At 38.5% G+C, this 13,001-nt stretch carries 16 protein-coding genes and 1 pseudogene; 13 read left to right on the forward strand and 4 right to left on the reverse strand.

All coding sequences use genetic code 11. The features are described 5' to 3' along the window. Positions 1-152: 152 nt before the first annotated feature. The 13 genes from infA (at position 153) to truA (ending at position 8,911) form a co-directional block, all read left to right on the forward strand. Positions 153-371 carry a translation initiation factor IF-1 gene (gene infA / locus IGI97_RS00870; RefSeq protein WP_002356224.1) on the forward strand — a complete coding sequence of 73 codons (219 nt, stop codon included), beginning with the start codon at positions 153-155 and terminating at the stop codon, positions 369-371. A 32-nt stretch (positions 372-403) separates the two neighbouring features. Beyond that, positions 404-520, forward strand: coding sequence for a 50S ribosomal protein L36 (gene rpmJ, locus IGI97_RS00875; RefSeq protein ID WP_002288710.1), 117 nt, complete (start codon positions 404-406; stop codon positions 518-520). Between the two features lie 19 nt (positions 521-539). Further along, positions 540-905, forward strand: coding sequence for a 30S ribosomal protein S13 (gene rpsM, locus IGI97_RS00880; RefSeq protein WP_002356225.1), 366 nt, complete (start codon positions 540-542; stop codon positions 903-905). Between the two features lie 27 nt (positions 906-932). Then, the gene (gene rpsK / locus IGI97_RS00885; protein ID WP_002356226.1) at positions 933-1,322 is read left to right on the forward strand and encodes a 30S ribosomal protein S11; all 390 of its coding nucleotides are present in this window, start codon (positions 933-935) and stop codon (positions 1,320-1,322) included. Between the two features lie 80 nt (positions 1,323-1,402). Further along, positions 1,403-2,341 carry a DNA-directed RNA polymerase subunit alpha gene (locus IGI97_RS00890; RefSeq protein ID WP_002356227.1) on the forward strand — a complete coding sequence of 313 codons (939 nt, stop codon included), beginning with the start codon at positions 1,403-1,405 and terminating at the stop codon, positions 2,339-2,341. Positions 2,342-2,414: 73 nt separating this feature from the next. Next, a complete protein-coding gene (rplQ, locus tag IGI97_RS00895) occupies positions 2,415-2,798 on the forward strand; it encodes a 50S ribosomal protein L17 (protein WP_002356228.1) in 384 nt (127 codons plus the stop codon). Positions 2,799-2,843: 45 nt separating this feature from the next. Beyond that, positions 2,844-3,056 (forward strand): hypothetical protein, encoded by a 213-nt coding sequence (locus IGI97_RS00900; RefSeq protein WP_438738770.1) that lies wholly within the window; start codon positions 2,844-2,846, stop codon positions 3,054-3,056. Between the two features lie 16 nt (positions 3,057-3,072). Continuing rightward, complete coding sequence (locus IGI97_RS00905; RefSeq protein ID WP_438737803.1) at positions 3,073-4,272, forward strand: hypothetical protein; 1,200 nt, start codon at positions 3,073-3,075, stop codon at positions 4,270-4,272. Positions 4,273-4,287: 15 nt separating this feature from the next. Then, positions 4,288-5,463 carry a M20 family metallopeptidase gene (locus IGI97_RS00910; protein WP_438737805.1) on the forward strand — a complete coding sequence of 392 codons (1,176 nt, stop codon included), beginning with the start codon at positions 4,288-4,290 and terminating at the stop codon, positions 5,461-5,463. Between the two features lie 201 nt (positions 5,464-5,664). After that, the gene (locus tag IGI97_RS00915; RefSeq protein ID WP_002359354.1) at positions 5,665-6,504 is read left to right on the forward strand and encodes an energy-coupling factor ABC transporter ATP-binding protein; all 840 of its coding nucleotides are present in this window, start codon (positions 5,665-5,667) and stop codon (positions 6,502-6,504) included. Further along, entirely contained in the window at positions 6,480-7,349 is an 870-nt protein-coding gene (locus IGI97_RS00920; RefSeq protein WP_002381364.1) for an energy-coupling factor ABC transporter ATP-binding protein, read from the forward strand. Before IGI97_RS00915 ends, IGI97_RS00920 begins: the two co-directional genes overlap by 25 nt. Further along, positions 7,346-8,143 carry an energy-coupling factor transporter transmembrane component T family protein gene (locus IGI97_RS00925; protein ID WP_002373841.1) on the forward strand — a complete coding sequence of 266 codons (798 nt, stop codon included), beginning with the start codon at positions 7,346-7,348 and terminating at the stop codon, positions 8,141-8,143. Before IGI97_RS00920 ends, IGI97_RS00925 begins: the two co-directional genes overlap by 4 nt. An 18-nt stretch (positions 8,144-8,161) precedes the next feature. Then, positions 8,162-8,911: a tRNA pseudouridine(38-40) synthase TruA gene (gene truA / locus IGI97_RS00930; RefSeq protein ID WP_010821284.1), complete on the forward strand. Its 750-nt coding sequence runs from the start codon at positions 8,162-8,164 to the stop codon at positions 8,909-8,911. Positions 8,912-8,991: 80 nt separating this feature from the next. Here truA and IGI97_RS00935 read toward each other — a convergent pair. From IGI97_RS00935 to IGI97_RS00950, 4 genes and pseudogenes are all read right to left on the reverse strand, one after another. Further along, positions 8,992-10,394, reverse strand: a pseudogene (locus IGI97_RS00935) (IS3 family transposase). Between the two features lie 83 nt (positions 10,395-10,477). Then, positions 10,478-10,789: a heavy metal-binding domain-containing protein gene (locus tag IGI97_RS00940; RefSeq protein WP_002381365.1), complete on the reverse strand. Its 312-nt coding sequence runs from the start codon at positions 10,787-10,789 to the stop codon at positions 10,478-10,480. Positions 10,790-10,921: 132 nt separating this feature from the next. Beyond that, on the reverse strand, positions 10,922-12,277 hold the full coding sequence (brnQ, locus tag IGI97_RS00945) for a branched-chain amino acid transport system II carrier protein (RefSeq protein ID WP_002361550.1): 1,356 nt from the start codon (positions 12,275-12,277) through the stop codon (positions 10,922-10,924). 90 nt (positions 12,278-12,367) lie between these two features. Continuing rightward, entirely contained in the window at positions 12,368-12,859 is a 492-nt protein-coding gene (locus tag IGI97_RS00950; protein ID WP_002367642.1) for a GNAT family N-acetyltransferase, read from the reverse strand. Positions 12,860-13,001 lie beyond the last annotated feature (142 nt).

A 13,001-nucleotide genomic window follows, 5' to 3' on the forward strand; every position in this document is an offset into this window, starting at 1 on the left:
AACTAAATATGGTAGAATATATCAGTCCGACTTCTACAGTTTTGTGACATCAAAATGAATAACGAAGTTAGTTGAGAATTTCTAGGTGGGAGCTGGAGTTTCCGCCGTTTTATCGTGTGAAAACGCGAAACAAGTACAAGGAGGTACTGTGCGTGGCAAAAGAAGATATGATTGAAGTCGAAGGTACAGTCGTCGAAACTTTGCCGAATGCAATGTTTAAAGTCGAACTAGAAAATGGACACCAAGTTCTTGCTACTGTTTCAGGTAAAATCCGTATGCACTACATCCGTATCTTACCTGGTGACAAAGTAACAGTTGAATTATCACCGTATGATTTAACGCGTGGCCGTATTACTTATCGCTTTAAATAATTGTACTCCGTAAAACCACAGGAGGTATTATCATGAAAGTAAGACCATCAGTAAAACCAATGTGTGAACATTGTAAAGTAATTCGCCGTAAAGGACGTGTTATGGTTATTTGCCCAGCAAATCCAAAACATAAACAACGTCAAGGATAATTAGGAGGTGTAACGAATAATGGCTCGTATTGCAGGAGTAGACATCCCTCGTGACAAACGTGTAGTAGTTTCTCTTACTTACATTTATGGTATTGGTAACACTACAGCTAAAAAAGTTTTAGCAAACGTTGGCGTATCTGAAGATGTTCGTGTACGTGATTTAACAAACGAACAAACAGATGCGATTCGTGCGGAAATTGATAAGTTAAAAGTTGAAGGGGATCTTCGTCGTGAAGTGAACTTAAACATCAAACGCTTGATGGAAATCGGTTCATACCGTGGAATCCGTCACCGTCGTGGATTACCAACTCGTGGACAAAACACGAAAAATAATGCACGTACTCGTAAAGGCCCTACTAAAACAGTAGCAGGCAAGAAAAAATAATTCCTAAGTGAAGGAGGTTAGAACTTCATGGCAGCAAAAAAAGTTAGTCGTAAACGCCGTGTCAAAAAGAATATAGAATCAGGTGTAGCACATATCCATTCTACATTCAACAATACAATCGTAATGATTACTGATACACATGGTAATGCATTAGCATGGTCATCAGCAGGATCATTAGGCTTTAAAGGAAGCAAAAAATCAACTCCTTTTGCCGCTCAAATGGCTGCAGAAGCCGCAACTAAAGTGGCAATGGAACATGGACTTAAAACTGTAGACGTAACAGTTAAAGGACCTGGTTCTGGACGTGAAGCAGCAATTCGTTCATTACAAGCAACAGGTTTAGAAGTGACTGCAATTCGTGACGTGACTCCAGTTCCTCATAATGGATGCCGCCCTCCAAAACGCCGTCGTGTTTAATGAGCGCCACTCATTCTGAGTTTGAATTAGGAACGTCATTGAACAAGACACTTTTCGTTTTGAAAGGGGTATAGATAAGAATGATTGAATTTGAAAAACCAAGAATCGAAAAAATTGATGAAAATAGAGATTATGGTAAGTTCGTCGTTGAACCATTAGAACGCGGTTACGGAACTACTTTAGGTAACTCTCTACGTCGTATTTTATTGTCTTCTTTACCAGGAGCTGCAATTACGAATATTCAAATCGATGGTGTTTTACACGAATTCTCAACCATTCCAGGTGTACGAGAAGACGTAACACAAATTATTTTGAATATTAAAGGCTTAGCATTGAAATTATATGCTGAAGAAGAGAAAACCCTTGAGATCGATATTACAGGACCCGCTACCGTGACTGCCGGCGATATTATCGTAGACAGTGATGTTGAGATCCTAAATAAAGATTTAGTTATCTGTAGTGTTGCTGAAGGAGCTACTTTCCATGCTCGCTTAACAGTGAAACCTGGTCGTGGCTATGTTCAAGCAGACGAAAACAAAAAAGAAGATATGCCAATCGGTGTACTTCCAGTTGATTCCATCTACACACCCGTTCGTCGTGTTAACTACCAAGTAGAAAATACACGTGTTGGTCGTCGTGATGATTTCGACAAATTAACAATGGAAATATGGACAGATGGTTCAATCATTCCTCAAGAAGCACTAAGTTTAGCTGCGAAAATCATGACTGAGCATTTAGATATCTTTGTAAACCTTACTGACGAAGCGAAAAACGCTGAAATCATGGTGGAAAAAGAAGAAACTCAAAAAGAGAAAATGCTAGAAATGACGATTGAAGAACTTGATTTATCAGTTCGTTCATATAACTGTTTAAAACGTGCAGGCATTAATACTGTACAAGAACTTACAAACAAATCTGAACCAGAAATGATCAAAGTACGTAATTTAGGTCGTAAATCTCTTGAAGAAGTAAAACTTAAATTGCATGATCTAGGATTAGGATTACGTAAGGACGATTAAGACTTTTACGAAGTTTCCAGTCCTGCTTAACAGCAGTGGCTCGTGAGAACAGAAACGAAGGAGGGAACCCAACGTGAGTTACCGTAAATTAGGACGCACATCAAGCCAACGTAAAGCTATGCTACGTGATATTACAACTGATTTAATCATCAACGAACGCATCGTAACTACTGAAGCTCGTGCGAAAGAAGTACGTTCAACTGTAGAAAAAATGATTACTTTAGGTAAACGTGGAGATCTTCATGCACGTCGTCAAGCAGCTACTTTCGTTCGTAATGAAGTTGCTAGTGTTCGTGAAGAAGATGAGTCTATCGTTGTTGAATCAGCTTTACAAAAGCTATTTAACGATTTAGGACCTCGTTTCGCGGAACGCCAAGGTGGTTACACTCGTATCTTGAAGACAGAACCAAGACGCGGCGATGCAGCACCAATGGTAGTTATCGAATTTGTTAAATAATTAATAAACCGATCACTTTATAGATGTTTCTTTTAGAGTGTTATGATGTTGGAGGCGACTCCGAGTCTAGCTCTGCTTTCCCTGCTAAAGATAGCTTTAGCAGGGGAGCACTCATCATATAAAGGTGATTTTTTTTTGCTTTGGGAAAACGCTGTTTTCTCAAAGCTTTTTTGTTTCTTAAAAGCATTGCAGAAGCTTTTCCGGTTTGTTATACTGATTATTAATTGGAATTTTCAGATAATTAAACATCTGAGTTAGTAGAAGGGGGAATTATATGTCGCAAATGTTTGCTTTTTTGTTGCTGATGTTTATTTTATACATTGGTGATGTAGTTTCTATCAAAACAAAAGCTTGGATTCCATCCGTTTTTGTTTGTGGTGTTTTATTTATTCTTGGTTATTGGACTATTTTTCCACAAAATATTGTGGAAGTGGCAGGGATTCCTACAGTGGTTGCCACTTTATTAATGTATCTGTTGATTACTAATATGGGCACTCTGCTCTCTGTTAAAGAATTGGTTAATCAATGGAAAACGATTGTGATTGCTTTGTCAGGTATTCTGGGCATTATTGCCTTGTTATTAGCTGTAGGGACTTTTGTTTTTGACTTAAAAACAGTTTTAGTTGCAATCCCGCCGTTAGTAGGAGGTTTAGTTTCTTCATTAGTAATGTCAGAAGCGGCTCAATCAGCTGGTTTAGCCTCACTTTCGGTTTTGGCAATTTTAATTTATGTCATTCAAGGGTTTGCTGGTTATCCCTTAACTTCAATTGTTCTAAAAAAAGAAGGAAAGCGGAAGCTTCAAGAATATCGAGCAGGGACATGGCAGCCGGTTCATGAACAAGAGGGGCAAGAAACAGGAGCAGAACCAGATGTGCCTAAACTATTTGAAAAAGTACCCAAACGATATCATACAGATTATTCACGAATTTTACGTCTAGCCTTAGTTGCCACACTCGCTTATTATGTTTCTGTGTGGACGGCACCGTTTGTGATGATTAGTCCTTTTGTGCTGTGTTTATGTTTTGGCGTGATTGCAACGTCTTTAGGCTTTTTAGAAAAGCAACTATTGCAGAAAGCAAATAGCTTTGGTTTTGCGATTTTAGGGTTAATGCTTTTTGTCTTTGATGGCTTAAAACAAGCCACACCTGAAATGTTGATGGATTTATTTTTACCAATGATTGGGATTATTGTGATTGGTGTTATCGGGATGTACATCTTTTCAGCAATTGTTGGTCGTGTATTAGGTGTGAGTAAAGAGATGGCATTCGCTGTTTCGTTGACAGCTTTATATGGCTTTCCAGCCGATTATATTATTACTAATGAAGTGATTCAATCATTGACAGAAGATGAACAAGAACAGGCGGCTTTAACGAGCCATTTAATGCCACCGATGTTAGTGGCAGGTTTCGTAACAGTCACCATTGTTTCGGTTATTTTAGCGGGTATTTTTTCAAGTATTTTATTAAGTTTGTAGAAACGGGGCGTAAGTATGAAAAAAATCAAAGCACTAGTCAAGCAGCATTCACAAGAAATGATTGCTTTTCGACGGGATTTACACCAACATCCAGAATTACAATTTGAAGAATTTCGAACGACAGAAAAAGTCGCGGAAGTTCTTGATCAATTAGGAATTACTTATCGCAAAACAGAACCGACGGGCTTAATTGCTGAAATTGTGGGCGGTAAACCAGGCCGAGTGGTTGCGCTGCGGGCTGATATGGATGCCTTACCTGTACAGGAATTAAATGAAGATTTAGCTTATAAATCTTTAGAAGCTGGCAAGATGCATGCATGTGGGCATGATTCCCATACCGCGATGTTAGTAACAGCGGCTAAAGTATTAAAAGAAATCCAAGAAGAACTTCAGGGAACAGTAAGGTTAATTTTTCAACCATCTGAAGAAAATGCGCAAGGCGCTAAAGCAATGGTTGCACAAGGCGCAATGACCGGTGTTGATGATGTATTTGGCTTACATATCTGGTCACAAATGCCTGTAGGAACCGCTTCGTGTCGAGTGGGCTCAAGTTTCGCATCCGCAGATATTTTTTCTGTTGATTTTACAGGCCGTGGTGGCCATGGTGCCATGCCAAACGCTTGTATTGATGCGGCAGTTATAGCTTCTTCTTTCGTGATGAATCTGCAAACGATTGTTTCTCGGGAGACAGATCCTTTAGATCCAGTAGTTGTCACGATTGGACGGATGGATGTGGGGACCCGTTTTAATGTGATTGCTGAGAATGCACGTTTAGAAGGAACGGTTCGTTGCTTTAGTGTAGCAACGCGTAATCGAGTAGAACAGGCGCTGCAACGCTATGCGGAACAAACAGCCGCTATTTATGGTGGTACGGCTTCGTTAGATTATCAATATGGAACGTTGCCAGTGATTAATGATGAGCAAGATGCCTTGTTTGCTCAAACACTAATTAAGGAAAATTTTGGTGAAGCGGCCTTAAGACAAGAAGAGCCGACAACCGGTGGCGAAGACTTCAGTTATTATACTGAACATGCTTCTGGTTGTTTTGCCTTAGTGGGAAGTGGTAATCCAGAGAAAGATACGGAATGGGCACATCACCATGGTCGTTTTAATATTGATGAAGATGCGATGGCAATGGGTGCTGAGTTATATGCCCAATATGCGTTTGAATATTTGAAGACACATTTTTAAAAGAAAATCAGTAACTTCTTGTTTTATGAGAACAAGAAGTTATTTTTATGAAAAATAGACCTGTCAAGACAGATAAGAGCTCCCATAATGACCGTTCTTTTGGTATAATAAAAAATAGTGTGAAGAATCAGAACAGATGATTGAAAAAACGCTACTTTTTTGGTAGTGTTAGAAAGAATAAATAGATTGAGGGAGTACGCGATGCAACCAATCATTGAACTAAATAATATCCAATTTAATTATCAACCAGAAGATGCTTCTCCCGCTTTAAAAGATGTGTCTTTTTCCATTCAACAAGGCGAATGGGTCGCTATTATTGGCCATAATGGTTCTGGTAAATCAACGTTAGCCAAAACGATCAATGGGCTGTTACTGCCAGCTGCTGGGACTATCAAAGTTGGCGGCAAAGAATTAAATGAAGCAAACGTCTGGGATATCCGGCGTATGGTAGGAATGGTCTTTCAGAATCCAGATAACCAATTTGTCGGTTCAACAGTCGAAGACGATGTGGCTTTTGGTTTAGAAAATCAAGGTATTCCGCGTGATGAAATGGTCGAACGTGTTCACGATGCATTAGAAAGGGTTCGTATGTTAGATTTTGCCAAGCGAGAACCTGCTCGGCTATCTGGCGGCCAAAAACAACGAGTAGCTATCGCTGGTGTGGTTGCTTTGCGACCAGATATTATTATTTTAGACGAAGCGACAAGTATGTTAGATCCAGAAGGTCGTGCAGAAGTAATTGCTACCATTCAAAAGATTAAAGAAGAAAGCAATTTAACAGTTATTTCTATTACCCACGATATTGATGAAGCGGCTAATGCGAATCGTATTTTAGTGATGCGCCAAGGACAATTGACAAACGAGGGAACACCAGAAAAGATTTTTTCTGCAGGAGAAGCGCTTGTTGAAATGGGCTTGGATTTACCGTTTCCTGAAAAATTAAAAGTAGCTTTGAAAGAGCGTGGCGTTGTTGTGCCAACGAATTATTTAACAGAAGAAGGGATGGTGGATTGGTTATGGACATCCGTTTTAAACAAGTAGATTTTACTTACCAACCCAATACTCCTTTTGAGCAACGGGCATTATTCGATATTAATTTAACGATTCAAGACGGCTCTTATACAGCGATTGTCGGTCATACTGGCAGTGGCAAATCAACGTTATTACAACATTTGAATGCTTTGGTGAAACCAACTAAAGGCCAAGTGACAATTGGAGAGCGTGTAATTACGCCAGAAACTGATAATAAGAATTTAAAACCAATTCGTAAAAAAGTTGGGATCGTTTTTCAATTTCCAGAAGCACAATTGTTTGAAGAAACAGTGGAGCGAGACATCGCTTTCGGACCGAAAAACTTTGGTGTTTCAGACGAAGAAGCGAAAAAATTAGCTAAGAAAATGCTTGATTTAGTCGGCTTAGATGAAAAATACTTACAACATTCTCCGTTTGAGTTATCAGGTGGTCAAATGCGCCGTGTCGCAATTGCTGGTGTGCTAGCGATGGAACCAGAAGTCTTAGTATTAGACGAACCGACTGCTGGTTTGGATCCTAAGGGTCGTAAAGAAATGATGGAGATGTTTAGTCGTCTGCATAAGGAACATAATATGACCATCGTTTTAGTGACACATTTGATGGATGACGTGGCTAATTACGCAGATCATGTGATTGTTTTAGAAAAAGGACAAATCGTCCGAGCGGGAGCACCACAAGAAGTGTTTCAAGAGACACAATGGCTGAAAGAAAAACAATTAGGCGTGCCAACTGCAGCCGAATTTGCTGAAAAATTAGTGGCAAAAGGCTTTTCTTTTGAGCAATTACCATTAACGGCCGATCAATTAGCCGATCAGCTTCTGAAAAAAATGCAGGAAGCAGGTGAGGCAAAATGATGAATAAATTGATTTTTGGGCGCTATATTCCAGGTGATTCTTTTATCCATCGTTTAGATCCGCGCGCAAAATTATTAGCTAGTTTTTATTTTATTGGGATTATCTTTTTAGCAAATAATTGGCAGAGTTATGTTTTAATAGCAGCTTTTACTGCTTTTGCTATTTCATTATCAAAAATCAGTGCCCGCTTCTTTATCCGCGGTGTTCGGCCATTATTATGGCTAATTCTGTTTACTGTGGCTCTTCAAACCTTGTTTACACAAGGGGGAGAAGTGTACTTTCAGTGGGGAATTATTTCCATTACCCAGTTTGGTGTGACGAATGGGCTATTTATTTTCTGTCGTTTTGTTTTAATTATTTTCATGTCAACGTTATTAACTTTAACGACGGCACCATTAGAGTTATCAGATGCGATTGAATATTTGCTACGCCCACTTCGTGTGGTGAAATTTCCAGTTCATGAAGTTTCATTGATGTTATCAATTGCCTTACGTTTTGTCCCAACATTAATGGATGAAACGGAAAAGATTATGAATGCTCAACGTGCCCGTGGTGTTGATTTTGGTGAAGGAAACTTACTTCAAAAAATGAAAGCTATTGTTCCACTGTTAATTCCGCTTTTCGTAAGTAGTTTTAATCGTGCGGAAGACTTAGCGACTGCCATGGAAGCAAGAGGTTATCAAGGTGGCGAAGGACGGACAAAATATCGCATTCTTCATTGGCACCTACGAGATACAATAGTAATGTTTGGCTTTGTCTTGTTAACCATTGGCTTATTTGTATTAAGAACTTAGAAAAGGTGAAGAAAAATTATGCCCCGCTATAAAGCAATCATTGCCTATGATGGCACTCATTTTCATGGCTTTCAAAAGCAGCCTAATGAGCGTACCGTTCAAGAAGAAATAGAAAAAACGTTAGCACGCATGAATAACGGACACTCCGTGACGGTTTTTGGTTCAGGACGAACAGATGCAGGTGTTCATGCAATGGGCCAAGTGATTCACTTTGATTATCCGCAGGAACGTCCGTTGGAAAAAATGCGCTTTGCGTTAGACACACAAACACCAGAAGACATTGCTGTGCGCAGCGTGGAACGTGTTTCAGAAGACTTTCATGCACGTTATCACGTGATCGAAAAAACCTATCAATTTAAAGTGGATATTGGCAAACCGCGAAGTCCATTTCGACGTTTTTATGCTAGTTATTTTCCGTATCCCATTGATCTCGAAAAAATCCAACAAGCTTTGCCTGATTTATTAGGTACCCATGATTTTACCTCTTTCTGTGCCTCAGGAAGTTCAGTAGAAGATAAAGTCCGAACCATTCATGAAGCCAGTGTTCATGTCAATGAAACGGGGGATGAATTAACATTCACTTTTCGGGGCGATGGTTTCTTGTACAAAATGATTCGGATTTTAGTTGGTACGCTATTGAAAATCGGCAATGGGCGGCTGGAACCAACCGCGATTCCAGCAATTATCGCAGCTAAAGATCGAAATTTAGCGGGTCCAACTGCTCATCCAGAAGGATTGTATTTAGCAGAAGTGAAATATGAAAAGTAAAAAGACGTAGACCTTACAAGAAAAGTGTAGTGACCCCAAAAAGTTAGACTTTTTATAGAGTGGATTTTTCCACTCTATTTTTATGCAGTTTTTTGATTGAATTGTCGAAATTCTACTGGGCTTTTCCAGTTAAGTTTTTCCTTGATTCGGTGATGATTGTAATAATAAATGTAGTTCTCAATTGCTTCTCTCAATTCATTTTGACTTTGATAGATTTTTCCATAGTACACTTCTTGTTTTAGGATACTGAAGAAATTCTCCATAGGAGAATTATCTAAACAGGTTCCTTTTCGAGACATACTTTGAAAGATATTGTTGTCCTTTAATGCTTGTATATAGACATTCATTTGATAAGCCCAGCCTTGATCAGAGTGAAAGGTGCGCCGATAGGGACAATCATTTGTTTGAGAAATTGCTTCTTTCAGACCTCCCATAACTGTTTTACCATTTGGTTGAGTAGAAAGGCTATAGCTTAGAATTTCACTATTATACATATCCATAAATGGATCTAAGTATAGTTTTTTCTGACGAAAGATGCCTGCGTTATCTGCTTCAAAGTACTTAAATTCAGTTGTATCAGTTGTAATTTTTTGATGAGGAACAGAGGTTTTAAATCGGCGACGAATCAAATTTTTAGCGATTTTACCAACGGTTCCTTTATAGGAATTATATTTTCTTGATTTCTTAGTAAAAGCTTTGACTTGTAACTTTAACTTTTGTATTAATCGCTGGACTTTCTTTTTATTCACTTGAAATCCACGTCGTTTCAATTCTTGGGTCATCCTTCTATAGCCATAATGTTGATGCTTTTTACGAATCGCTTGAATTTCTTCTTCAATGATTTGTGTTGAAGCTGTTCTGTCGAGGCGTTTTTGCCAGTACATGTAAGTAGATTTTGGAAACCTTAGGGTTTCCAAAATATCTTTTAATCGAAAGTGTCTTCGGAGACTGTGAATGATTCGTGCGATTCGTTCATTTTTTGTTCGTCCTCTAAACGCAGTCTCCTCAATTCTTTTAAATAGGCATTCTCAATTTTTAACATTCTATTTTCTTTTTCTAGTTTCTCTACTTGAGATCGTTCACTTGGTAATGGTTGGGTTTCCTTTTGTTTCTTCTTAGGCATGGTAGGTGGACGTCCTTTCTGTTTAGAGAGTCCCTCTATACCAAACTTCTGATACGTTCTAAGCCAATTCGCAATCAATGATGGATTGTTCATTTTTAGAAGATTAGCTACTTCTTGATAGGACAACTCTGTTGTTAAATATAACTCTATCGCATCTAGCTTAAATTGAACAGAGTAATTCTTATTTTTTCGACTGCGAAGTAGGCCTTCTTCACCAAGTTCTTTATAGGCATTTATCCATTTGCTTATTTGAGAACTATCTTTAAACCCATACTTCTTTGCGAGAAACCTTAGACCTCCTTGACCAGATAAGTAGTCATGAACAAGTTTAAGTTTAAATTCAAAACTGTATTTTGCCATACAAAAAAACCTCCAAAAGTTAGATTTCTAGGTCTAACTTTTGGGGGTCGGCTCAAAGGTCTGCGTCTTTTTAGTTGCAAAATTTAGATGTATTTAACAGCTGTTCCGTAAGCCACGACAGATTGCATGTCTGTGCCAATTGTGCCAGAATCAAAACGCATCATCACAACGGCATCTGCACCTAATTTAGAGGCTTCTGCTTTTAAACGTTCGATTGCTTGGTCGCGTGCTTCTCGTTGCATATCAGTGTAACCTTTGATTTCACCGCCAACTACGCTTTTTAGTCCAGCACCTAAATCTTTAAACATATTTTTAGAACGTGTGGTTAACCCGAAAACTTCTCCAATAATTTCATATTCTTGACCGCTAATTCTCTCGGTTGTTGTAACTAACATGGGCAATTTCCTCCAGTACTTGTTGGTAACTTCAATTTACCATAGTCAAGAGTTTGGTACAACGAATATACATAAAAACGACACTAGAAAAAATGCGCTTCCGCATTTTTTCTAGTGTCGTTTTGGTAAGAATTAATCAAGAATAGGATCTTTTTTAGAAATCATGACCCAAACCCAACTAATTAGAAAAGCAACCGTTGCTGGAACGACCCAGCCCATACCAATAGTGAACAATGGTAAGTATTGGCCGGCTTTTTCTAAAAGCGTTGTTACAAACGCCGTATCTTTGATAAAGGCAGGCGCGCTATTTAATGCATCTAAAACAGCAGCAATCAATGTGATATAGGTCGTTGCTTGATAGACTTCCCGTCGATGTTTGAAAATAGGACTGATGATTACCAAAAGCATTAAAGTAATCGCCAATGGATAAAGGAACATCAAGACTGGAACGGCAAATTGAATGATGTTGGTTAAGCCGACATTTGCAAAAATAGCTGGTAAAATAACAACAATTGCCAAGAATTTTTGATAGGAAACTTTCGGAAACATTTCTTCAAAAGTCTCAGAAAAGGCTGTGCTTAAGCCGATACCGGTTTTTAAACAAGCAAGAACTACGATAAAAGCCAGTAAAATACTCCCTGGTAGGCCTAAATAGTAATTAGCAATTTGGGCTAAGGCAATCCCGCCGTTTTCACTGATTGGAAAAGCCCCGATACTCATTGTTCCCATATAAGCAAGTAAGGTATAGATAATCCCCATCAATACAACACTGAAAGCACCTGATTTAATCATTCCTTTAGCGATATCTCCTGGTTTTTCGACGCCCATATTTCGTAAAGTGGAAACGACAACAATCCCAAAAGCTAATGAAGCTAAAGCATCCAACGTATTATAACCTTCTGTAAATCCTTTAAAGAAAGGACTTGAAATATAATTTTCACCAACAGCGGCACTGGCCACATGACCTAATGGTTTTACAAAGGCTAAAACAATCAAAATTCCTAGCAATGCTAAAAATAACGGATTTAAAAATTTACCCACATAATCTAAGATTTTACTTGGCTTTCTAGAGAAGAGCCAAACGGCTAAGAAAAATAATGCGGAAAAACCAGCAAGAACCAGCCATTGCAAGTCTTTAGGAACAAATGGTGCAAGACCAATCTCAAAAGAAGTAGTTGCTAACCTTGGTAAAGCAAAGAAAGGACCAATCGTTAAATATAATAGTAAGGTAAAAATAAGAGCATAACGACGATTAATCCGAGAAGCTAAGTCAAAAACACCTGAACTTTTAGAAACACCCATAGCAATGACACCAAGAAAAGGTAAGCCAATTCCAGTGGCTAAGAAGCCCAAGTTTGCTAAAAAGACGGAAGCCCCCGCTTCTTGTCCCATATGTACAGGGAAAATTAAATTTCCAGCACCGAAAAACAAACCGAATAACATTGAACCAACGTATAGATAATCACGCCAAACTAACTTTTTTTGCATAGATTCACACTCCTTAATATTGTCTTATTATTTAAAATAACAGAAGAAGAAACAGAGAGCAACCAGTTTTTATAGAAAACATTGGTTTTCTTATTTTTCTATGAAATAAGCATACTGATAATCATCACAATAGTGTCCATTTATATAAAATTCTTCTTTAAAATGTGCTTCTTGCACAAAACCATGTTTTTCATAGAATCGAATGGCTTCTTGATTGGTAGCCATTACTCGCAAACTCAGCTTATGAATCCCGCTTATCTGGGCCATATCTTTGACGTACGACAACAAAGAACCACCAATCCCTTGTCCTTGGAAATCTGGCGAAACGCCAATACTTAGTAACCATTGCTTTTGATGAGCTGCTAACGAAGTGGGCGGATGGACTTCAATAAATCCAGCGAGTTGTTGTCCGCTGATGGCAACAAAAATCGTTTCATCTTTCATTTTTTCCTGATATGCCGCAAGCGAGAGTGGTTGTATCTCGGCAGGGGTATTCTTTTTTGTCCAAATGATTTGATCCAAGGCATGTAATGCGGGCCAATCTGCTTCGGCAACTAAGCGAATAGTGAGTGAGGTAGACAAGATAATAGGGCTCCTTTTTCTGAAATTTTAAAATATAAAAAGACTATAGCATTTATTGTCTGAAAATTCAAATACTTTTAAAACGAAAAGAAAAATGGCTGCACCTTTTCGAGAAAATCAAAATATGCTACCATAGCTACCA

The organism is Enterococcus sp. DIV2419 (assembly GCF_051711865.1).
Taxonomy (GTDB): Bacteria; Bacillota; Bacilli; order Lactobacillales; family Enterococcaceae; genus Enterococcus; species Enterococcus faecalis.